General features: G+C 70.8%; 19 protein-coding genes and 2 pseudogenes. 10 read left to right on the forward strand and 11 right to left on the reverse strand.

Annotated features, from left to right (window positions below; translation table 11 throughout):
• Positions 1–507: 507 nt before the first annotated feature.
• From ACQP0P_RS22150 to ACQP0P_RS22160, 3 genes are all read left to right on the forward strand, one after another.
• On the forward strand, positions 508–1,539 hold the full coding sequence (locus ACQP0P_RS22150) for a LacI family DNA-binding transcriptional regulator (RefSeq protein ID WP_433380171.1): 1,032 nt from the start codon (positions 508–510) through the stop codon (positions 1,537–1,539).
• Positions 1,540–1,551: 12 nt separating this feature from the next.
• Positions 1,552–2,526 carry an ABC transporter substrate-binding protein gene (locus ACQP0P_RS22155; RefSeq protein ID WP_433380174.1) on the forward strand — a complete coding sequence of 325 codons (975 nt, stop codon included), beginning with the start codon at positions 1,552–1,554 and terminating at the stop codon, positions 2,524–2,526.
• Positions 2,527–2,816: 290 nt separating this feature from the next.
• The gene (locus tag ACQP0P_RS22160; protein ID WP_433380177.1) at positions 2,817–3,647 is read left to right on the forward strand and encodes an NAD(P)H-binding protein; all 831 of its coding nucleotides are present in this window, start codon (positions 2,817–2,819) and stop codon (positions 3,645–3,647) included.
• 14 nt (positions 3,648–3,661) lie between these two features.
• Here ACQP0P_RS22160 and ACQP0P_RS22165 read toward each other — a convergent pair.
• From ACQP0P_RS22165 to ACQP0P_RS22190, 6 genes and pseudogenes are all read right to left on the reverse strand, one after another.
• Positions 3,662–4,630 (reverse strand): annotated as a pseudogene (locus ACQP0P_RS22165) (RNA polymerase sigma factor); the annotation flags it as partial.
• Between the two features lie 322 nt (positions 4,631–4,952).
• Positions 4,953–5,465 carry a hypothetical protein gene (locus tag ACQP0P_RS22170; protein WP_433380180.1) on the reverse strand — a complete coding sequence of 171 codons (513 nt, stop codon included), beginning with the start codon at positions 5,463–5,465 and terminating at the stop codon, positions 4,953–4,955.
• Between the two features lie 275 nt (positions 5,466–5,740).
• Positions 5,741–7,672: a protein kinase domain-containing protein gene (locus tag ACQP0P_RS22175; RefSeq protein WP_433380183.1), complete on the reverse strand. Its 1,932-nt coding sequence runs from the start codon at positions 7,670–7,672 to the stop codon at positions 5,741–5,743.
• The gene (locus tag ACQP0P_RS22180; protein WP_433380186.1) at positions 7,669–9,600 is read right to left on the reverse strand and encodes a protein kinase domain-containing protein; all 1,932 of its coding nucleotides are present in this window, start codon (positions 9,598–9,600) and stop codon (positions 7,669–7,671) included. The genes ACQP0P_RS22175 and ACQP0P_RS22180 overlap by 4 nt, the downstream gene beginning before the upstream one ends.
• Before the next feature lie 309 nt (positions 9,601–9,909).
• Positions 9,910–10,518, reverse strand: a complete 609-nt coding sequence (locus ACQP0P_RS22185) for a TetR/AcrR family transcriptional regulator (protein ID WP_433380189.1) — start codon at positions 10,516–10,518, stop codon at positions 9,910–9,912.
• Between the two features lie 116 nt (positions 10,519–10,634).
• Positions 10,635–10,931, reverse strand: a complete 297-nt coding sequence (locus ACQP0P_RS22190) for an SAM-dependent methyltransferase (protein WP_433380192.1) — start codon at positions 10,929–10,931, stop codon at positions 10,635–10,637.
• Between the two features lie 155 nt (positions 10,932–11,086).
• Between ACQP0P_RS22190 and ACQP0P_RS22195 the strand changes: the two genes are divergently transcribed.
• Entirely contained in the window at positions 11,087–11,482 is a 396-nt protein-coding gene (locus ACQP0P_RS22195) for a DUF5753 domain-containing protein (RefSeq protein ID WP_433380195.1), read from the forward strand.
• 20 nt (positions 11,483–11,502) lie between these two features.
• Here the strand turns inward: ACQP0P_RS22195 and ACQP0P_RS22200 are convergent, their stop codons facing one another.
• Both ACQP0P_RS22200 and ACQP0P_RS22205 read right to left on the reverse strand, forming a co-directional pair.
• Positions 11,503–12,510, reverse strand: a complete 1,008-nt coding sequence (locus tag ACQP0P_RS22200) for a zinc-dependent alcohol dehydrogenase family protein (RefSeq protein ID WP_433380198.1) — start codon at positions 12,508–12,510, stop codon at positions 11,503–11,505.
• An 11-nt stretch (positions 12,511–12,521) separates the two neighbouring features.
• Positions 12,522–13,196, reverse strand: a complete 675-nt coding sequence (locus tag ACQP0P_RS22205) for a pyridoxamine 5'-phosphate oxidase family protein (RefSeq protein WP_433380201.1) — start codon at positions 13,194–13,196, stop codon at positions 12,522–12,524.
• A 295-nt stretch (positions 13,197–13,491) separates the two neighbouring features.
• Here ACQP0P_RS22205 and ACQP0P_RS22210 point away from each other — a divergent pair, with 295 nt between their 5' ends.
• The 3 genes from ACQP0P_RS22210 to ACQP0P_RS22220 are packed head-to-tail and all read left to right on the forward strand — an operon-like array spanning position 13,492 to position 16,705.
• On the forward strand, positions 13,492–14,877 hold the full coding sequence (locus tag ACQP0P_RS22210) for a cytochrome ubiquinol oxidase subunit I (RefSeq protein ID WP_433380204.1): 1,386 nt from the start codon (positions 13,492–13,494) through the stop codon (positions 14,875–14,877).
• 21 nt (positions 14,878–14,898) lie between these two features.
• The gene (cydB, locus tag ACQP0P_RS22215; protein ID WP_433380207.1) at positions 14,899–15,894 is read left to right on the forward strand and encodes a cytochrome d ubiquinol oxidase subunit II; all 996 of its coding nucleotides are present in this window, start codon (positions 14,899–14,901) and stop codon (positions 15,892–15,894) included.
• A gap of 43 nt (positions 15,895–15,937) precedes the next feature.
• A complete protein-coding gene (locus ACQP0P_RS22220; protein WP_433380210.1) occupies positions 15,938–16,705 on the forward strand; it encodes a sugar phosphate isomerase/epimerase family protein in 768 nt (255 codons plus the stop codon).
• A 14-nt stretch (positions 16,706–16,719) separates the two neighbouring features.
• On the opposite strand, the gene ACQP0P_RS22225 is transcribed toward ACQP0P_RS22220, so the two are convergent.
• From ACQP0P_RS22225 to ACQP0P_RS22235, 3 genes and pseudogenes are all read right to left on the reverse strand, one after another.
• A complete protein-coding gene (locus ACQP0P_RS22225) occupies positions 16,720–17,286 on the reverse strand; it encodes an HAD-IA family hydrolase (RefSeq protein ID WP_433380213.1) in 567 nt (188 codons plus the stop codon).
• A 127-nt stretch (positions 17,287–17,413) separates the two neighbouring features.
• Positions 17,414–17,968, reverse strand: a complete 555-nt coding sequence (locus ACQP0P_RS22230) for a hypothetical protein (RefSeq protein ID WP_433380216.1) — start codon at positions 17,966–17,968, stop codon at positions 17,414–17,416.
• A 161-nt stretch (positions 17,969–18,129) separates the two neighbouring features.
• Positions 18,130–18,306: pseudogene (locus tag ACQP0P_RS22235) on the reverse strand (alpha/beta fold hydrolase); the annotation flags it as partial.
• 285 nt (positions 18,307–18,591) lie between these two features.
• Here ACQP0P_RS22235 and ACQP0P_RS22240 point away from each other — a divergent pair.
• The 3 genes from ACQP0P_RS22240 to ACQP0P_RS22250 all read left to right on the forward strand — a co-directional run bounded on the left by ACQP0P_RS22240 (position 18,592) and on the right by ACQP0P_RS22250 (position 20,742).
• Complete coding sequence (locus tag ACQP0P_RS22240; protein WP_433380218.1) at positions 18,592–19,206, forward strand: RICIN domain-containing protein; 615 nt, start codon at positions 18,592–18,594, stop codon at positions 19,204–19,206.
• A gap of 159 nt (positions 19,207–19,365) precedes the next feature.
• Positions 19,366–19,986: a helix-turn-helix domain-containing protein gene (locus ACQP0P_RS22245; protein WP_433380221.1), complete on the forward strand. Its 621-nt coding sequence runs from the start codon at positions 19,366–19,368 to the stop codon at positions 19,984–19,986.
• A 45-nt stretch (positions 19,987–20,031) separates the two neighbouring features.
• The gene (locus ACQP0P_RS22250) at positions 20,032–20,742 is read left to right on the forward strand and encodes an SRPBCC family protein (RefSeq protein ID WP_433380224.1); all 711 of its coding nucleotides are present in this window, start codon (positions 20,032–20,034) and stop codon (positions 20,740–20,742) included.
• Positions 20,743–20,828 lie beyond the last annotated feature (86 nt).

Below are 20,828 nucleotides of genomic sequence, written 5' to 3' on the forward strand. Positions count from 1 at the left end.
TTCACCGCGGCTCTGACCCGGACGCTCCTGACGGCGTCCACCGGCCGGACGGTCCGCACACCGCCGGACCCGCTCCCGAGCGGTGACCGCCGTCAGCCCAGACGGTCCCCGTACAGCTTCCGCAGTTCCTCGACACGGCCCTCGACACGGCCCTCGACACGGCACCGGGGCTCGCCCTGGACCGCCGCGAAGAGCAATTCCAGGTGCGTCGGCGATGGTGGTGGATCGGATGGTCGCCGAGCCGGCGCCACCGCGGGACGGGTTCGCCGTCATCGGGGATCCATGCCTTTGTACGGGTTGGAAGGGGCGGTTATCGGACTCTGATTGTTAGCGCTACCAGCCAGGGCGTCAAGAGTATTCGGTGTCACGATTCGGGAAGAAGCTCCGGCTGGAAAGGGAAATTCGGCTCGCCGGGCAGAGTGGAGAAAAGGTGCCTTCCTCGGTATTGACAGATTTGGTGTTATCGCAAACACTCTGGTAACCCCAGCGAAACTTGGCGAGGAACCCATGACACCGAGCTCCGACGACGGCAGGGCGCGGACCAGACCGGCGGTGCTCGACGACGTCGCCGAGCTCGCCGGGGTCTCCGCCATGACCGTGTCGCGAGCGCTGAACGCGCCCGACAGGGTGCGCCCCGAGACCCGGGCGCGCGTCATGGCGGCGGTTAACAAGCTCGGCTACCGGCCCAACCCGGCCGCACGCCAGCTCGTCACGGGCCGCTCGGGTGTGCTCGGCGTGGTCAGCTTCGACACCACCCTGTACGGGCCCGCCTCCACGCTCTACGCGATAGAGCAGGCGGCCAGGCAGAACGACTACGTGGTCAACATCGCCAGCCTCGGCGCGCTGAATCGCAGGTCGATCGGTGAGGGGGTCGAGCGGCTGCGCGCGCAGTCGGTCGACGGCATCGTCATCGTCGCCCCCCACGAGTCGGCCGCCGACGGCCTGCGCCACCTCTCACCCGGTCTCCCGGTGGTCGCGGTGGACGCCGGGGAGGACATCCCGGTCCCCGTCGTCATGGTCGACCAGCGCGGTGGCGCCGTACGGGCGACGCGACATCTGCTGAGCCTCGGCCACGAGACCGTCTGGCACCTGTCCGGCCCTCCCAACTGGATCGACGCCAGGGGACGGGTCGAGGGGTGGCGGTCCGTCCTGGAGGCCGAGGGGCGGCCGGTGCCCGAGGCGGCGGCCGGTGACTGGAGCGCCTACTCCGGCTACCGGCTCGGCAAGCGGCTGGCCGACGATCCGTCGGTCACGGCGGTCTTCGTGGCCAACGACCAGATGACCCTGGGGGTGCTGCGGGCCCTGCGCGAGGCCGGTCGGCGCGTCCCCGAGGACGTGAGTGTGGTGGGCTTCGACGACGTGCCCGAGGCCGCCTACTTCTGGCCGCCGCTGACGACGGTCAGGCAGAACTTCGGCGAGGTCGGCCGGCACGCTTTCCGGCTGCTGCTCGACCGTATCCAGGGCACCGAGCAAGAAGGCCCGCGCATCGTGGAACCCGAACTGGTGGTCAGGGAGAGCAGCGGTCCCGCCCCTCACTGAAAGAGAGAAACCATGTTCAAAAAAGTGCCCGCGGCGCTGGCCGCAGGGCTTCTGACCCTCGTGCTCACCGCCTGCGGCGGTGGTGACGCCGGGACCGGTGGCGGATCCGACCGGATCACGCTCGGCTTCTCGCAGGTCGGCGCGGAGAGCGGCTGGCGGACCGCGAACACCAAGTCCGTCCAGGAGGCGGCCCAGGAGGCCGGCATCGACCTGAAGTTCTCCGACGCCCAGCAGAAGCAGGAGAACCAGATCAAGGCCATCCGCTCGTTCATCCAGCAGAAGGTCGACGCGATCGCCTTCTCACCGGTGGTCGAGTCGGGCTGGGACACCGTGCTGAAAGAGGTCAAGGACGCCGGCATCCCGGTCATCCTGACCGACAGGGCCGTCGACTCCGCCGACACCTCGCTCTACCGGACCTTCATCGGCTCCGACTTCGTCATCGAGGGCCAGAAGTCCGGCGAGTGGCTGGTCAAGGAGTACGAGGGCGAGTCGGGCCCGGTCAACATCGTCGAGCTTCAGGGCACCACGGGCTCCGCGCCCGCCAACGACAGGAAGAAGGGCTTCGGGGACGCCATCGCGGCCGACCCCAAGTTCAAGATCATCGCCTCGCAGACCGGCGACTTCACCCGCGCCAAGGGCAAGGAGGTCATGGAGGCATTCCTCAAGGCGCACAAGGACATCGACGTCCTGTTCGCGCACAACGACGACATGGGTCTGGGGGCGATCGAGGCGATCGAGGGCGCGGGACTCAAGCCGGGCACCGACATTAAGATCATTACCATCGACGCGGTCAAGGACGGCATGCAGGCCCTGGCCGACGGGAAGATCAACTTCATCGCGGAGTGCAGCCCGCTCCTCGGCCCGCAACTGATGGACCTGGTCAAGAAGGCGGTCAAGGGCGAGCAGATCCCGCAGCGGGTCCTCACCGAGGAGACCACCTTCACCCCCGAGCAGGCCAAGGCGGCCCTGCCCGATCGGAAGTACTAGCGGCGCCGGCGGCGAGGTCCCCCGGGGCCTCGCCGGTGGCCGGGGACCGCCGACGCCGGGGATCCGGACGTCGGCGGTCCGATCGCCGGGGAGAGGATGACGCGCGACACCGTCGTGTGCCTGGAGAGCCCGTGGGTGGCCCGGCCCCCGCCGGGCGGCGGTGACGGCCCGGAGCGTGGCGGGAGTTAAACCGGAGGCGGGCGAAGGCTCGTCGCCGGTACGCTCCCTCGGCATCTCCACGCTGTCACCGACCAGGCCGCCCGCGGGGGGCCGGAAAAGAAGAGCCGTAGTTGACCAGGATCGCTGTGACCGGTGTGACGGGAAATCTAGGACGCCTCGTCGTTGAGGACCTGCTCGCCAAAGTCCCTCCCGGCGACCTCGTCGCCCTCGCCCGCACCCCGGAGAAGGCGGCCGACCTGCCGGGACGCGGTGTCGAGGTGCGCCGGGGAGACCACGACGACGCCGCCTGTCTCGACGCCGCTCTCAAGGGGATCGAGGTCCTGCTCCTGGTGTCCGGCCCGGACCTGACGCCCGGGGTCCGCGTGCGGCAGCACCGCACGGTCATCGACCGCGCCGTCCGGGCGGGGGTGCGCCGGATCGTCTACACCAGTGCCGCCGGCGCGGAGAACGGCCAGGGCCCGGCCGCCGACCACACGGCCACGGAAAGGGCGCTTCGCGAGTCGGGGACGGCCTACACCGTGCTGCGCAACGCGCTCTACTCCGAGGCGTTCCTGGGGACCGCACTGGCCCAGGCGAGGCAGACCGGCGAGATCACCTCCTCCACCGGCGGCCGGCCGCTCAACACCGCGCGGCTCCGTGACCTGGCGCTGGCGGCGAGCGCCGCCCTGACCGGCGCCGGGCACGAGAACGCGACCTACGAACTGCACGGCAAGCTCTGGACCTATCCAGAGCTTGCCGTGGCCCTCGCACGCGTCCTGGGCAGCCCCGTCGGCTACCGGGAGGTCACCGACGCGGAGGCCGGCCGGCTGGGAAGCCTGTTCCCCGCGGTGCGCGCGGGTGCCCTGGCGGCGACCGGTCCCGACCTCGCGCGCCTGCTCGGCCGGCCGGCCGCCGGCCTGGAGGAGACGGCCGCCGCCCTCGCCGCGCGCATGGACGGCTGAGCTCCGGCGGCCGGTCAGGTCAGATAGTCGCGCAGGGCCCGTGAGCGCGAGGGGTGGCGCAGCTTCGTCATGGTCTTGGACTCGATCTGCCGGATGCGCTCGCGGGTCACCCCGTAGGCGCGGCCGATCTCCTCCAGGGTCTTCGGCCGCCCGTCGCCAAGCCCGAACCGCATCGCCACCACCCCGGCCTCACGCTCCGACAGCGCCTCCAGGATCGTGTGCAGCTGCTCCTGGAGCAGTGCGGAGGCCACCGCGTCCTCGGGGGTGATCGCCTCGGAGTCCTCGATGAGGTCGCCGAACTCGCTGTCGCCCTCGGTGCCCAGCGGGCTGTGCAGGGAGATCGGCTCTCGGCCGTAGCCCTGGACCTCGACGACCCGCTCCGGGGTCATCTCCAGCTCCACGGCCAGCTCCTCGGGGGTGGGCTCGCGGCCCAGGTCCGTCGTCATCTGCCGGTGCACGCGCGCCAGTTTGTTGATCACTTCGACCATGTGCACGGGGATGCGGATGGTGCGGGCCTGGTCGGCGAGCGCCCGGGTGATCGCCTGCTTGATCCACCAGGTGGCGTACGTGGAGAACTTGAACCCCTTGGTGTAGTCGAACTTCTCCACGGCGCGGATCAAGCCCAGATTGCCCTCCTGGATCAGGTCCAGGAACAGCATGCCCCGGCCGGTGTGGCGCTTGGCCAGCGACACCACCAGGCGCAGGTTCGCCTCCAGCAGATGGTTCTTGGCCCGGTGGCCGTCCTCGGCGAGCCATTCGAGCTCCGCGCGCACGTCGGGCTGGAGTAGATCGCTGTCGTTGAGCCGCTCGGTGGCGAACAGGCCGGCCTCGATGCGCCTGGCGAGCTCGACCTCCTGCTCGGCGTTGAGCAGGGGGATTCTGCCGATCTGCTTGAGATAGTCCTTGACCGGGTCGGTGCTCGCTCCGACACTCGCCTCCAGGGCGGCGGGCATCTCGTCGTCGTCGGTCAGGACGAGTTCGTCTTCCTCAACGGTGCCTTCCACGGTGGCGGCTTCCATGGTGTTCACACCTTCCCCGGGTCTGGTCAGATACAACAACCCGTGCAGTTCAAGGTACGTCCCGCGAAGGTGTGCTGCGGCGCCTGGCTCGCCGTCGTGTCCTTCGCTGGGAGCGGAGAGCTTCCGCCGCCGGGGCTCTCGTGGTGGTGGGTGGCGGTCGCCGGGTTCCGCCGCCGAGCGGGCGGTCAGGCCGCCTCCCCGGGCGGGAAGACGGCCCGGCCGCCCTTCGGTGACGCTGCGGGCGTCGCGATACCGGTCGGGTGTAGGGGGGCGAGACCCCGCGGGATCAGGCTGGGAAGTCGCTCGGAGAGACGCCGCGGGTGCGGGCGTTGCCTCCCCTGCTGGGAGTGAGGGTGAGAGTCCAGATGGTCGAGCTGGTGGAGGTCGTGACGAACCTCAGCCGGTCGTCGAAGCGCTGGTAGGAGGGGTTGCGGGTGAACCTGCCGCTGGAGGTGCTGAACCTGTAGCCGGAGGTGTAGAAGATGGTGTAGGTGCCGTCCCTGACCACCTTGACGGTGGCGGTGGACCGTGCGCGGACGTAGACGCTGAGCGCCTTGGACCTGCCGCGGACCAGGGTGATGACGGCGTCCGTCCGGTTTCCGTTCTTGACCTTCAGGGTGCCCTGCCCGCGGCTGTAGCGGGAGTAGAGGATCTTTCCGTTGCTCGGCCGTGCCGCCGCCTCCGTGACGGAAACCGTGACGGTCTCCGCGGTCGAGGCGGCCGCGGGGGTGGCGGCGGTGTAGCCGATCAGCAAAGCGGATGTGAGAATCGCTCCCGCGAGGGGGCGTAGATTAACCATTGCGCAAATATGGCCAATCCTCGGTGGCAGGTCAAAGTCATTTGTGTCTGTCGCGGCTTTTCGACTGCTTTGCGAAGATATCGGAACCTTCGGTGAGCAAGAGACCGCTTGAGGTGCCCGTACCGCATGCCCTGGCGATGATCGCGGGAGGTGAAATTCTGGAGCGTTCCAGACGGATGTCGTTTTTTGCGGGTTGCCGCGATCCCGTACTCGGGGCGGCCGAGGGGAGAGAGGGCGGTCAGGTCACCGGGCCGTGATATGCACCCCGTGGCCGGTCACCTGGGCGTGTACCAGAGAGTGACCTTCTCCAGCTCCGCGGCGGGGCCGTCCGCGAGAACGCGCACGATCTCGCCGCGCAGGTCCAGCATGACGATCTTCATGGTCTTCCCGGGCATGACGGCGAGGAGGTGGCGGTCGCCCAGCCAGCCGGCGAACCTCACCCCCTTCCGGATGGGGACGGTCGCCCGGCGCGCCGCCGTGGTGGCGTCCCACAGACACACGTCGCGGGATCCGCCGGAGCAGCGGGTCGTGAAGACCGTCCCGAGAAAGGTGGCCCTGGCGTCGTCCGTCGTCAGCTCGCCCACCTTCGGGACCGTCCGCAGTACCGTACCGTCCAGACGGTGGAAGAGGACCGACCCGTCCGGCCCGGCGTGCATGACCGAGGCCGAGTCCGGGCCCCAGACGTACTCGGCGTTGAGGCCGTCGCCCGGTACCAGGGAGGCGCGGGCCGTGCGCGAGGCCACGTCCACGATCACGAAGCCCCTGGAGCGCTGTTCCTCCTCCAGGCCCTCGTAGATCGTCAGCAGGATCCTCGTCCCGTTCCCGTCCCAGTGGGGGTTGAGGGTCTTCAGTGGCGTGTCGACGGTCCTGACCTGGACGTCCTGGCCTCCCGCCGGATCCACGATCCGGACCAGGTCGAATTCCCCGGCCAGGAACTTGTTGTCCGGGTTGGCGGCGACGTGTGCCCCGCCCGGGGCGACCACGGCGGTCGTGAACGTTCCCAGGAACGTGAAGTCCGCACTGCCCCCTTGCCGGAGGTAGGCAGCGTGGGTGTTCTCGCGCGAGTCCCGGTAGCTCGTGACCCGCTCGGTGTCCGATGGGTTCTCCCGCAGGGTGATCCTCGTTCCCGGGATTCGCAGGTCGGTCGTCGAGGCGGCGGCCATCGGCCCGGTCGCGGGCCTGGTGGGCGTGATGGAGATGTCCGGCCTCGCCTCGCGCCGCGTGGCCGTCTCGGTGGCCCCGTCCTCCCTCGCCAGGTGGACCGTGATACCCGCGGTGAGTGCCAGTGCGGTGAGAGCCGCGGCTGCCACGCGCACCTGGCGCCGCTGCGCCGGCGGGGTGGCGGCCCGTTCACGGCCCTCGCCGAGCAGGTCGTCACCCGTCTCGTACCGCGGCGACTCCACCTGATGGCCCAGCAACCGCAGCAGCGCCTGCGTGGCCGCCGGCCGCGCCTGCGGATCCTTGGCCAGGCACTCGCCCACCAGCTCGCGCAGCCCGTCGTCCAGAGGGCCGAGCCTGGGCTCGGCGGTCAGGATCCGGTGGATCACCGCGGGCAGCACGTCACCGCCGAAGGGAGGTTCCCCCGTCGCCGCGCACACCACGGTCGACGCCCAGGCGAACAGATCGGCCGGCGGTCCCGCCTCACGCCCGTCGAACTGCTCCGGCGCCATGTACGGCGGGGTGCCGACGAGCTGGTCGGAGAGTGTCGCCTCGGCGTCCAGCGCGCGGGAGATGCCGAAGTCGATCACCCGGGGGCCGTCGCGGGCGAGCAGCACGTTGGCGGGCTTGAAATCGCGGTGCACCACGCCGGCCTGGTGGACGGCGGCCAGCGCGGTGAGGGTCCCGATCGCCAGCCTGCGCAGCTCGGCACCGCGCAGCGGGCCACGCTCGCCGATGACCTGGGCGAGGCTGGGGCCGTCGACGTACTCGCTGACGATGTACGGCGTGCCGGAGACCTCACCGTGCTCCAGCACCTGCGCGGTGCAGAAGGCCTTCACCCGGCGGGCCAGCTCGATCTCCCGGTTGAAGCGCGCCAGGGTCTGGTCGGTGGCGTCGCTCCGGCCGAGCACCTTCACCGCGACCCGCGCCCCGGAGGGCGACTCGGCCAGGTACACCGTCCCCTGACCGCCGCGGCCCAGCCTGCCGACGATCCGGTACGGCCCGACCTCGGCGGGGTCGCCGGGAAGCGGTGGCGTGACCCCGGTCATCCGGGCGTGGCGGTGAGGCTCAGGAAGGCGGTGTCACCCTTCTTGAGATCGGCGAGCACCCGGACGACCTTGCCGTAGAAGTCGATCACCTCGATCCTGGAGCCCTTCTTGGCGGGGTTCTTCACGATCAGGTGCTGGTTGTTGAACCAGCCCAGGCTCTGCGTGTCCTTGCCGACGGCGATCGTGTATCGCCGGTTGCCGCTCACCGTGTCCCACACGCACAGGGACTTCCCGTCGGGGCACCCGGTGAAGAAGAGCGCGCCCGAGGGGGAGAACCAGTCGGTGGCGCGCGGCTGGCCGACCCAGTGCATCGTCCTGACGATCCGCCCGTCCGGACCGTAGAAGTCGACCCCGTGGCTCTTGCCGTTGAAGTACCCCCGGGTGACCGAACCGTCCGGGGCGAAGGTGAAGGGCAGCGTGTCGGCGCCGACGGACTCGGTGCGCACGTGGGTGGCCTTGCGCGTCGCCACGTCCACCACCACGAACCCGTCGGACTGGCGCTTGTCCGACTGCCGCACCGACAGCAGGACCTTCGAACCGTCCGCGGACCACACGGGGAGGGTGCCCTCCAGCGGCCGTTCGACGGTCGGCACGGTGAACTGGCTGCCGTCCCTCAGGTCGATGATCCTCAGGTAGTCGAAGGAGGAGTCGGCGAACTTCACGAACGGGTTCAGTGCCACCAGGTCGCCCTGTGGTGACAGCACCGACTGCAGGAAGCTGCCCACCTGCCTGAAGGTGTCCTTCCCCTTCTCCCTGGCGAACGAGCCGAAGGGCTGGACGGCGCTCAGGTAGGCGCCCAGCCTGACCGTGTCCTTCGGATGCTCGTGCAGGGTGATGCCCGTCCCGGGCAGCTCGATGTCCCTGGTGGCCTTCTCCACCTTCTCCCATGCCGCCTCGGTGACCTCCGAGCTGAAAGAGGGCTGGGGGGTGAAGAGCGGGGCGAGCGAGCCCTGTGCGGTGCTCGGGGAGGGGGTCGTCCCGCCCGCGGGTGGCTCGTTCCCCGACACCGCCAGGTAGACCGTGCCGCCGGAGAGCAGGGCGACGGCCAGCGCGCCCGCGGCCAGCGGCAGCGGGCGGGGGCGCCGTGCCGGACCGGTGGAGGGGGCGCCGGGCGCGGGGGAGTCCGGGGGGATCAGGTCGGATGTCAGGAACTCGCCGACCAGCCGGAGCAGGGCGTCGCTCGCGCCCGGCCGCCGCGCGGGGTCCTTGGCGAGGCAGGCCGTGATCAGCCCGCGCAGATCGTCGGGGAGCGCGCCGAGGTCGGGCTCGTCGTTGACGATGCGGTTGACCGTGCCCGCCATCGTCTCGGCATCGAAGGGGGAGCGGCCGGAGGCGGCGAAGACCATGGTCGCCCCCCAGGAGAACAGGTCCGCGGCGGGCCCGAGGGAGGCGCCGGTGAGCCTCTCCGGCGCGCTGTAGGCGGGGACGCCGACCTTGCGGGTCGTGGTGGACGCGGTCGCCTCCAGCGCCCGCGCCATGCCGAGGTCGATCACCCGGGGGCCGTCGGGGCCGAACACCACGCTGCCGGGACGCAGGTCGCCGTGGACCGTCCCGGCCTGGTGCAGCGCGGCCAGGGCGGTCATCGTCCCGACGGCCAGCCTGTGCAGCGCGACCGCACCGAGAACGCCCTCGGAGGTCACCACCTCCTGAAGCGTCGGGCCGTCGACGTACTCGCTGACGATGTACGGCCTGTCGCCGTCCACCCCGCTGTCCAGAACCTGCGCGGTGCAGAAGGCGGGCATCTCCCGTAGCGGCTCCATCGCCTCCCTGAACCGCTCGCGGTCCACGTCCGCGGGCAGCAGTCGCACGACCACCCGGTCTCCCGAGGGAGACGTGGCAAGGTAGACGTTCTCCCCCAGCCGCCCCGTTATCCGGTACTCGTCCACACGTTCGGGATCCCCCACCTGGATGTGGCCGACGTCAGGCATGGTCTGGCTTCCTCTCCGGGGCATCTACGTTGAGATCACTAATTATGAGGATTCAACAGTACGAAGTGGAAAACCGGTAATAAGAGATTAGATCTTCTTCGGATGCCGTTCCCGTGCGCCCGGTCACTCAGGCATATCCTGCCTGTATATCGCCTTTCTAGTGCTACTCATCGAAATCTCTCTCTTAGAGAGGATATTCATTGATGCAGGGCCTATTTAGGTATTATTCGCCCAGGTGTAGCCTTTTCGGGCATGTCCTGCCTTCGGCGGCTGCCGCCCCGGCAGGCGGGGCCGTAGGGGCCTGCCCGCCTAGGGTGCCTGCCGCTCCCGTGCTTTCCCGGTGGCGCGCCAGGGGGCGAGAACCGCGTCGAGTTCGCGGCGGAGCCAGGTCTCCAGCGGCGCCTCGCGATGGATCGCCCAGGTGACCAGCGCGCCGTTGTAGGTCGACTGCACGGAGCGGGCCAGCTGTGCGAGGTCGGTGGGCAGGAGCTCGCCGGCCTCCGTGGCCCTGACGAGCAGGTCGTGGATCTCCTCACGCATGGCGCGGGCGTGTGCCCGCGCCTGGGCGTGGAACTCGGGGTCGCTGAGATCCTGGTGCAGGACGGCGAGGTGGTTGGAGAAGGCCACGGGGTCGGAGACCGGCCCGGCCAGGTCCGTCAGGTTGTCCAGCAGCGTCTCAAGGATCCCGTTCCGGGGGCCCGCCGCGCGCAGCCGCCGGCGGACGTCCTCGGTGTCGCCCTGGTGAAGGCCCAGCAGCAGCGCGCGCTTGGAACCGAAGCGCTGCACCAGGGTGGCGGGCGAGAGCCCCGCCTCCTTGGCGACGGCCGCCAGGGTGAGCCTGGCGGGACCGACCCGGCTGACGACCCCCGCGACCGCGGCGAAGATCGCCTCGTCGCTGACGGTTCGCGGGCGTGGCATGGATCCGATGCTAGCAACGGGGGGACCGGCGATCACCTCCGCCCGGAGCCGGACGCCGCTCCGGGCTCCGGGGGGAGCCGGGAGCGGCGCCTGGCCCACGACATCCGGTCCACGGCCTACGGCTTGCGGCCCACGGCGCCGTACTGGGCGATCCGGGTGGGCTCGCCGCCGATGCCGGCCAGCTCGGGACGCCAGAGCGAGCACGAGACCAGGCCGGGTTCGAGCAGTTCCAGGCCGTCGAGGAAGGCGGCGATCTCCTGGCCGTTGCGGGCGACGATCGGGGGCTTGGCGTGCTCGTTCCAGAAACGCATCGCCTCGAAATTGCCGCCCAGCCAGTAGTTCCAGACCCTGGCGTTGTGGGCGACATGGGGGTTGAGCTTGTTGGATTCGGAGGGGAGTCGCTCGCCGTCCACGCGTTCTCCTTGGGGTCGGATCGGGGCCGGGCCGGTTTCCGGGAGCCGTAAGGACCCGGCGTGCGGTCCGGCCGGCTGACTCGCCGGACCGCCGAGGCTTCCACGATCTTGCCATTGCCCGCACGTCCGAGATCGAGCGCCGCGTCGCCCTGCGCATGCAACGCCGGCGACTCCTGTGGCGTCCAGAGCCCCCCACGCTCTGGGCGATCGTCGACGAGGCGGCGCTGCGCCGCCCCGTCGGAGGCCCCGAGGTGCTGCGCGCCCAGCTCAGGCACCTCATGGAGATCGTCGAGCTCGGCCATGTCACGTTCCAGGTCATGCCTTTCAGCGTCGGAGCCGCCGCCGCGGTGACCGGCCCCGCCACCATCCTGCGCTTCCCCGAGGGACAGCTGCCCGATGTGGTCTACCTCGAACAGCTCACCGGTGCCCTCTACCTGGACAAGGCCGCCGACGTCGAGCGTTACTGGCACATCTTGAACCGCCTGGGCATCGAGGCCGAGCAGCCGGCCGCGACGACGGCCATCCTGCACCGCGTCCTCAGGGAGGTCTGAGCTCCTTTGGCCGGAACCGGTCAGGGGGAGGAGATCGTCAGGACGGCGGCGCCCTCGACCCGGTCGGCGGCCAGGTCGGCCAGGGCCCGGTCGGCCTCGGCCAGGGGGTAGGGCACCGTGGTCACCTGGGGCGGGTGGGCCATGGCGAGTTGCAGATAGGCCCGGCCGTCGGCCCGGGTGTTGGCGGTGACGCTGCGCAGGGTGCGCTCCTGGAACAGGTGGCGCTGGTAGGTCAGAGGCGGGATGTCGCTGAGATGGATGCCCGCCACCGCGAGGGTGCCGCCCCGGTCCAGCGCGGCCAGCGCGACCGGTACCAGCTCGCCCACCGGGGCGAACAGGATCGCCGAGTCCAGCGGTTCGGGCGGGGCGTCCGTGGCGTCGCCCGCCGAGGCCGCGCCCAGCGTCATGGCCAGTTCCCTGGCTCTGGCCGAGCGGGTCAGCACGTGCACCGTCGCGCCCTGGGCGATGGCGATCTGCGCGGTCAGATGCGCCGAGGCGCCGAAGCCGTAGATGCCCAGGCGCCCGCCGGGCGGAAGGTCACTGCGGAGCAGCGCGCGGTAGCCGATGATCCCGGCGCACAGCAGCGGTGCCAGCTTCTCCGCCGGCGTCTCCGCCGGCAGCGGATAGGCGAAGTCCTCGGGAACGGTCAGGTATTCGGCGTAGCCGCCGTCGGCGTCCCAGCCGGTGTAGGTCGAGCGGGGACAGAGGTTCTCCGAGCCCCGCAGGCAGTAGCGGCAGTGACCGCAGGCCGAGCGGAGCCAGGCCGCGCCCACCCGGGTGCCCGGCGACAGCCGCCCGGCGCCGGGACCGGCGGCCACCACCCGGCCCACGGCCTCGTGGCCGGGGGTGGTCCTCGGACGGCGTGGCCGCAGGTCACCCTCGGCGAGATGCAGGTCGGTCCGGCAGACCGCGCAGACCTCGACGCGGACCAGCACCTCACCGGGCCCGGGGGAGGGGACCGGGACGCGGACCGGACGCAGGGGGCGCGAGGGGATCGGCCCCGGGTGGGTGACGACCCAGGCGTCCATCTCCGCGGGGATCACACGCCGCGCCGGATGCGCCGGCCGCTGACCTCGGCGGCGGTGATCTTCACGTACAGCTCCCGCTCGCCTCCCGCCCACGGCCGGACGCCCAGCGCCGCCAGGGTGGCCCGGTCCTCCTCGGAGGAGACGTGCTGGATCCCGCCGCGCACCAGCACGCTCCAGCCCTCGTGGCAGGCGTCGTCGATTCGGTCGACCTCGAAGGCGACCTTGCACTCGACCCCCTGGACCCCGGTGCGCAAGGGGGCGTCGAGCGGGCCGCCGAAGGCGGTGCGGAAGATCACCGAGTCGCCGTGCAGGGCGTAGTTGACCGGAAGGATCACCGGACCGCCGGCCTCCTCGAAGGCGATCCTGCCCACCCCTCCGGGAGTGATGAGCCGCAGGCACTCGTCCCGGTCGAGCTTCTCCAGCACGGGGTGACCCGTTGCCCGGCCGTGCCCGGGCGGCAGGTCGGTGTACTTGCCGAGCAGTTCCTCGGGCCTGGTGTCCAGGGCGGTGGCCACGCGGTTCACGGTGCCGGTGTTCGGTGAGGCCACGGACTCCTCCAGGTAGGCGAGATAACCGGGATCGATTCCGGCCCGCCTCGCCAACTCCTCCCGGCTGAGGCCGAGGTCCTCGCGTCGTCTGGCGATCCGGCGGCCAAGGTCGCCCGGCGCCGATCTGCGTCCGGTCATGGGTTTCTCCCACTGCGAAGGTCGATGTCGCTGCGAGTCCGGGGCTCCTCCGGCTCCGCGTTCCTCGATCGGCATCACCTGAGGCCTCCCCCGCAGCCACGCGCCCCTAACCCGCCACCTCACCTGCGGAAACCTCGCCGCCGTCCGCGATCTTCCACAGCGAGGGCCATAAGTCCCGGATACCGGGACGAGGGGGCGGGACCAAGGTCCTTCCGATCAGGGCCCGGCGGCCCTACGCGGCAAACCCTCCTAATCGGAATCCTTGCGGAGATATCACTCGTGAGACGGAGCATTGATGGACGTCTTGGATCTGTCGCGCTGGCAGTTCGGGATTACGACGGTCTACCACTTCCTGTTCGTGCCGCTGACGATCGGTCTGTCGGTACTCGTCGCGGGATTCCAGACCGCCTGGCACCGTACGGGCAATCCCACCTACCTGCGGATGACGAAGTTCTGGGGACGCCTGTTCCTGATCAACTTCGCGATGGGGGTGGTCACCGGCATTGTGCAGGAGTTCCAGTTCGGGATGAACTGGAGTGACTACTCCCGCTTCGTCGGTGACGTGTTCGGCGCGCCACTGGCGATGGAGGGACTGATGGCCTTCTTCCTGGAGTCCACCTTCCTCGGGCTGTGGATCTTCGGCTGGGGGAGGCTGTCGCCCAGGGTCCACCTGGCCACGATCTGGATCGCCGCGATCGGCACCAACCTGTCGGCCTACTTCATCCTCGCCGCCAACTCCTGGATGCAGCACCCGGTCGGCTACCGGCTCAACCCGCAGACCGGCCGCGCGGAGCTCACCGACATCTGGGCGGTGCTCACCAACTCCACCACCCTGGTCACCTTCCCGCACGTGCTGTTCGGCGCGTTCATCGCCGCCGGCGCGTTCGTCGCCGGGGTGAGCGCCTGGCAGCTGCTCAAGAAGAGGCACGTGGAGCTCTTCCGCATCTCGGCGCGGGTGGCCATGGCCGTGACCCTGGTCGCCTCGATCGGGGTGGCCCTCTCCGGGCACTGGCAGGCGCAGATCATGACCGAGCAGCAGCCGATGAAGATGGCCGCCGCCGAGGCGCTGTGGGAGGACGAGACCTCCGCCGGCTTCTCGATATTCGCCGTCGGCGATGTCGAAAACGGGCGCAACCACATCAACCTACAGATCCCCTACGGCCTCAGCCTGCTGTCCACCAACACGCTGGACGGCGCGGTGGAGGGCATCAACGACATCCAGGCCCGCTACGAGAGCATCTACGGTCCCGGCGACTACCGGCCGGTGGTCGGCCTGGCCTACTGGTCCTTCCGGTTGATGATCGGCTTCGGCATGCTGGCCGCGCTGCTGGCCCTGGCCGGGCTCTGGCTCACCCGGCGCCGCAGGCTCCCCGCCAACCCCTGGTTCCACCGGATCGCCATCGCCGGCATCGCCCTGCCTTTCCTGGCCAACTCGCTGGGGTGGATCTTCACTGAGATGGGCCGCCAGCCCTGGACCGTCTTCGGGCTGATGCGTACCGCGGCCGCCGTCTCGCCGGGCGTCGACATCACCGAGGTCGCGATCACCCTGGTCGGCTTCACCCTGCTCTACGCGGTGCTCGCCGGGATCGAGGTCCGGCTGCTGCTGAAGTTCATCCGCCTCGGCCCCGAGGACGAGACCGAGAAGCCGTCCGAAGACACCACCCCCGCGCTCTCCTACTGAGGCACCCACCAAGGAACCCCCATGGAACTCACCACCGTCTGGTTCGTGCTCATCGCCGTGCTGTGGACCGGCTACTTCGTCTTGGAGGGATTCGACTTCGGTGTCGGCGTCCTGCTGCCGCTGCTGGGCAGGGACGAGGCCGACCGCAGAACCGTCCTGGCCACCATCGGGCCGGTCTGGGACGGCAACGAGGTCTGGCTGCTGGTCGCCGGAGGTGCCACGTTCGCCGCCTTCCCCGAGTGGTACGCGACCCTGTTCAGCGGGTTCTACCTGCCGCTGTTCCTCATCCTCGTCGCGCTCATCCTGCGCGGCGTGGCCATCGAGTACCGCAACAAGAGCGACAGCTCCCGAGGCTGGGACCGCACGCTGTTCATCGGATCGCTGCTACCCGCCTTCCTGTGGGGCGTGGCCTTCGCCAACATCGTCCGGGGCGTCCCGCTGGACGCCGACCACGAGTACACCGGGACGCTGCTCACCCTGCTCAACCCGTACGCGCTGCTGGGTGGCCTGGCCACGCTCTCGCTGTTCGTGCTGCACGGCGCGCTCTTCCTGACCCTGCGCACCGACGGTGACCTGCGCGCCCGCTCGGCCGTCATGGCGAAGAGGCTCGCCGTGGTCACGCTGGTCGTGGGCGGAGCCTTCCTGACCGCCACCCAGCTCATCGGGGGCAGGCCCGCCACCTGGGCGAGCGCCGCGCTGGCCGCCGCCGGGATCGCGGGCGCGCTGCTCGCCACCCTGCGCGGCCGCGACGGCTGGGCCTTCACCGCCAACGCGGTGGCCGTCATCGCCGTCACGGTCACCCTCTTCGGTAACCTCTGGCCCGACGTGATGCCCGCGCTGGACCCGGCCAACAGCCTGAACGTCGACAACGCCGCCTCCAGCCCGTACACGCTCACGGTGATGACGTGGGTCGCCGTCGTCTTCACCCCGCTGGTCCTCGCCTACCAGGGGTGGACCTACTGGGTCTTCCGCCGCCGTCTGACCCGCACCGACCACGGAGGCGCCCACGCGGCCTAGCGTCTACGATGAAGGCGTTGGGAAACGCTTTCCTGGAGGCTCGATGCGGTTGGCATTCAGCACGCTCGGCATGCCGGGGCAGGGCCTCACGCGGGCCGTCGAGACGGCCGTGGCGTACGGGTGCGCCGGGCTCGAACTCCGCCTCCACCCCGATACCGGGGTCCACGCCGGACTCTCCCCGGCGCGGCGGGCGGAGGTCCGCGCGGCCGTCGGGGCAGCCGGGCTGGAGATCTCCGCCCTCGCTGGATATGTCCGGATCGCCGTGACCGGCCCGGACGAGCCCGTCGTACGGGAACTCCGCGAGGACCTGGTCCTCGCCGCGGACCTGGGCGCTCCCGCCGTGCGGGTCTTTCCCGGCGGGCAGGACCTCGAGGCGGGGGCGCGGCGGCTGCGCGCGGTCGCGGACCTGTGCGCCGAGTCCGGGGTACGGGTGCTGGTGGAGACCCACGACGCCATGCCGACCGGTGCCGCGGTCGGGCGGATGCTGGACGCCGCGGGCGTGCCCGGGACCGCGGGCGCGCTGTGGGACGTGCTGCACCCGTGGCGCCACGGCGAGGCGCCCGCCGACACCCTGGCGGCGCTGGGCGATCACCTCGCGTACGTGCAGATCAAGGACGCGGTCTCGGCGACCGACACCACTCCGGTGCCGATGTGGGCGGGCGGGGTTCCCCTCGACGGGTGCGGCGATCTGCTGCGCGGCTTCGGTGGCTGGGTCTGCCTGGAATGGGAACGCACCTGGTACCCGCAGGTGGCGCCGGTGGAGGAGGTCCTTCCCGGCGCCCGTGAGTGGGTGGCGCGCTTCTCGGCCTGACCTCAGCCCCGATGTCACCGGGACGGTCGCGCCGGATGGAGGACGGCGTTGATACCGAGCGCCGCCGCGGCGCGGACGTTGACCGCCCGGTCGTCGAGAAAGGTGACGTCACCGGGAGCGGCGTCGAGCCGGCGCAGGACCTGCTCGAAGACGGCGGCGTCCGGCTTGGCCAGGGCCAGCCGGCAGCTGTAGAAGCGATGGGTGAACGCCCCGGACCACGGCGCGTCGTCGATGGCCGCCGCCAGCGACTCGGGGGCGTTGGACAGCAGGGCGAGCCGGTGGCGCCCGGCGAACCCCTCGATCGCGCGCAGGGTCTCGGGGTTGAGGTGGGACCAGCTCGCGGTGTCGGCCGCGTCGAGCCTGGCCGCGAGGGGATCGCCGTCGTCGAGCGTCCGGCCGAGGACCTCGCTCCAGTACGCGTGGGAGGCCTGGCCGAGGTCGTAGGCGTCGCGGTGGCGCCAGTAACGGTCATGGAAGGTCGCGAGATCCTGGCCGGCGAGCTCCGCCATGACCGCTATCTCGCCGGCGGGCTGTGGCATGGAGATGACCTCGCCGTAGTCAAGCAGCATCCATGTGGTCACGGGCTCTCCTCGTTGTGGGCCGGCACCGGCGTGCCCGGCGTCTCTCCAGCCTGCCCTGCGCGCCGGGGTGGAGAGGCACTTCCGGATCGGAAGTCTCGGATTTCCTGGGCGGTCGCGGTTCGGCGCCTCAGCCGGTGACGATCGTCAGGTCGGCGCGGGCACGGACGTCGTCGCTGATGTGGAAACTCTCCTCCTGGGCCGCCCAGCGCTCCCAGTGCGGGGCGTAGAGATCGCCGTCGCGCCCCAGCGCGCGCTCCTTGCGTACCTCGTCGGCCGCCTCCAGCCAGAGCAGGCCGCTCAGGTACGGCGCGGCGGCCAGCGCGCCGGAGCCGGTGCCGTCGACGACCAGGGTCCCGGCGGCCGGAACCTCGTGCCACTCGGCGTACGCGCCGTCCGCCCAGTCGTAGCGTCGCCATCGTGCGGGCCGGTCCAGGCTCAGCGGCAGCAGGATCCACTCGACCAGCGCGTCGACCCCACTCAGCAGGCCGTCCCACCCCGGGTAGAGGTCGTCCATCCGGATGACGGGAGTGGCCGGCTCCGCGGCCAAGGCGGCGGCGATGGTGGACTTCCCCGACCCCGACCGCCCCTCGACGGCCAGGACACGGGTGCGCCCCGCCCTGGCAGGGCGGGTGCGCAGCCAGGTGGAGATCCGCGGCGCGTGGCCGTTCACGGCCGGCGTCATCGCGTGCCACCCCGGCCCGGCCGCCCGGCGGGCCGATGAAGCGCGCCAAGGAACCCCGCCAGCGCGGAGGTCGTCTCCACCGGCCGCTCCAGTGGCGGTAGGTGACCCGTCCGGGGCAGGTCCAGCCGGCGTGCCCCCGCGATGCCGTCGGTCAGCAGGCCGGACTCGCCGTACCCGCGCCAGTCGTAGCGGATCACCCGGTGGCGCGCAGACAGTGCCAGGAACTGGTGCTCCCACATCCGCCGGTCGGCTATTCCCGCGTGCGCGAACAGCACCGCGGGACCGGAGCCCGCCTCGTCGTACGCGAGTTCCACGCCGTCTCGTCGAATCGTCGCCACCCCGGCAACCTACCGAGCGGACATCGCCCCCGGAACACGTGTTCGCCATCGACGAAGCGCCGCAGGGGGCCCGCGCGACGGCCGAGCCATCCGCCGGGTTCGGGCGGGCAGGCTCGCCCGGGGCGGTGTCAACCGTGGGAAAGGCCCGCAGGCGGCGTCCCGCGTGGCGGGTGGCCCCGGCCGGCGACGACCGCCTATGGTGGCGTTGCCCAGGTCAAATGATCATCCAGTGGTCAGGGGCGTTCTCCCCTCGCGGTCGAAAGGTTCGAGATCGAGGAGGGTCTCATGTCCCGAAGACGTACCGTGACCAGGGTGTGCGCCTGGGCGACCACACTTCTCGCCGCCGCGGCGCTGCCCGCAGTCGGAGGCGGGCCTGGGGCGGCATCCGGCGCCCACGCCGCGGCGAACGCCGAGAGGCCTCCGCTCCCGGTGAGGGCCGCGGCCGCCAACACCCTGATGCTGACGAACGTGCAGACGGGGAAGTGTCTGACCATCGCCGGTGGGGTGAGCACCGACAACAACGTGACGGCGTTGCAGTACGACTGTGACGCGCACCCCTCGCGCCGCTGGAGGTTGGCCGATGTGACCGGTACGGGGCAGTACCAGGTCAGGAATGTGCAGACGGGGAAGTGTCTGACCATCGCCGGTGGGGTGAGCACCGACAACAACGTGACGGCGTTGCAGTACGACTGTGACGCGCACCCCTCGCGCCGCTGGAGGTTGGCCGATGTGACCGGTACGGGGCAGTACCAGGTCAGGAATGTGCAGACGGGGAAGTGTCTGACCATCGCCGGTGGGGTGAGCACCGACAACAACGTGACGGCGTTGCAGTACGACTGTGACGCGCACCCCTCGCGCCGCTGGACGCTGAGGCTGGCAGGTCCCGTACGGGAGGGCTGAACTGCTCCCGTCCCGGCTCGGGTGACCCGGGTGAGAGGGCTCGCGGGAGTCGCCCCGGCGGTCCAAGGTGGCGGGGCGATCTCGCGATGGTCCTTTCGCGGGGGCCGGTCGGCCATGCCACAATTGACAGATTAATTTGTCTAATGGTTCCATTGAGACATGTCCGCGACCGAGATGACGCTCATGGACGAGCCCGACCGCCTGCGCGTGGCGCTCACCCCGATCCGCCGCCGACTCCTCGACCGCCTGCGCGAGCCCGCCTCGGCGGTCCAGCTCGCGGCCGAGTTCGACCTGCCGCGCCAGCGGGTCGGCTACCACATCAAGGTGCTGGAGGAAGCCGGGCTGGTCGAGCTGGTGGAGGAGCGTCCGCGGCGCGGCTTCGTCGAGCGCGTCATGCGCGTCACCGCCAACGCCTTCCTCGTCGACCCCGGCGTGCTCGCCCCGGCCACCGAGGTCGCCGAGACCGCCGAGTTCGACGAGGGGTTCCGTCGCGTCGCCGACAGGTACGCCGCCGAGCATCTCGTCGAGGCGGCCGCAGGCACCGTGCGCGAGGTCACCCGGATGGCGGCCGCCGCCGACCGGCAGGGCGTCCGGCTGCTGACGTTCACCGTCGAGGCGCGGGTGCGCTTCGCCGAGCCCGGCGACGTGCACGACTTCACCGACATGCTCGCCGAGGCCGTCTCCCAGGTCGCCGCCCGCTTCGACGCCCCCGGCGGGCGGCCCTACCGTCTCGTCGTCGGCGGGCACCCGGCCCCCGGCACGAGCGGAACCGGCGGCTGATCCTCTCGCCGTGACCAAGGTTCGTTCCCCCACTGGAGGTATTCGATGACAGAGAAGCCTTTCTTCGTCGAGGTCACCATCGCCGCTCCCGTCCAGGACGTTTGGGGCGCGCTGCGTGATCCCGAGCGGATCCGGCGCTGGCACGGCTGGCACTTCGACGGCCTCGACAAGGAGATCGAGGTCATCTACCACCAGGATGTCGTCGAGTCGGCGGCCGAGCACCGGCTGGAGATCCAGGGCGGTGACCTGTTCGAGCTGACCGACCTCGGCGGCCGGACGCGCCTGCGGATCACCCGGGGCCCGCGCGGTGGCAACCCCGACTGGGACGCCTACTACGACGACGTCACCGAGGGCTGGATCACCTTCGTCCACCAGCTTGCCTTCGCCCTGGAGCGGCACCCGGGCGCCGACCGGCGCACCGTCTTCCTCTCCGGCAGCTCGGCTACACCGGTGCTTGAGGCCGCCGGTCTCGCAGCCGTGGCCGAACTGCCCCCCACGAGCCCGTACGAGCTGTCGGGGCCCACCGGCGAGACGCTGCGCGGTGAGGTCCGGTTCCGCTCGGTCAACCAGGTCGGTCTCACCGTCGAGGGCTGGGGCGACGGCCTGCTGATCGCGGCCCAGAGCCCGTCCTCGCACGTCAACCCGGGCGGCGCCGCGACGATGGCGCTCACCGCCTACGGCCTCGACGACGCGGCGTTCGCCGAGCTGGAGTCTCGCTGGAACGCCTGGTGGGGGCGGAACTTCCGGCCGCTCTAGCGGGTGAATCCCCTGGTGGCGCACAGACCGCGGTCGTGGCGCGGCCCCTCGCCTCCGGCGAACACCCGTCGACCGGGCGAATACGC

This window comes from Streptosporangium sp. CA-115845, from assembly GCF_050943795.1.
GTDB lineage: Bacteria > Actinomycetota > Actinomycetes > Streptosporangiales > Streptosporangiaceae > Streptosporangium.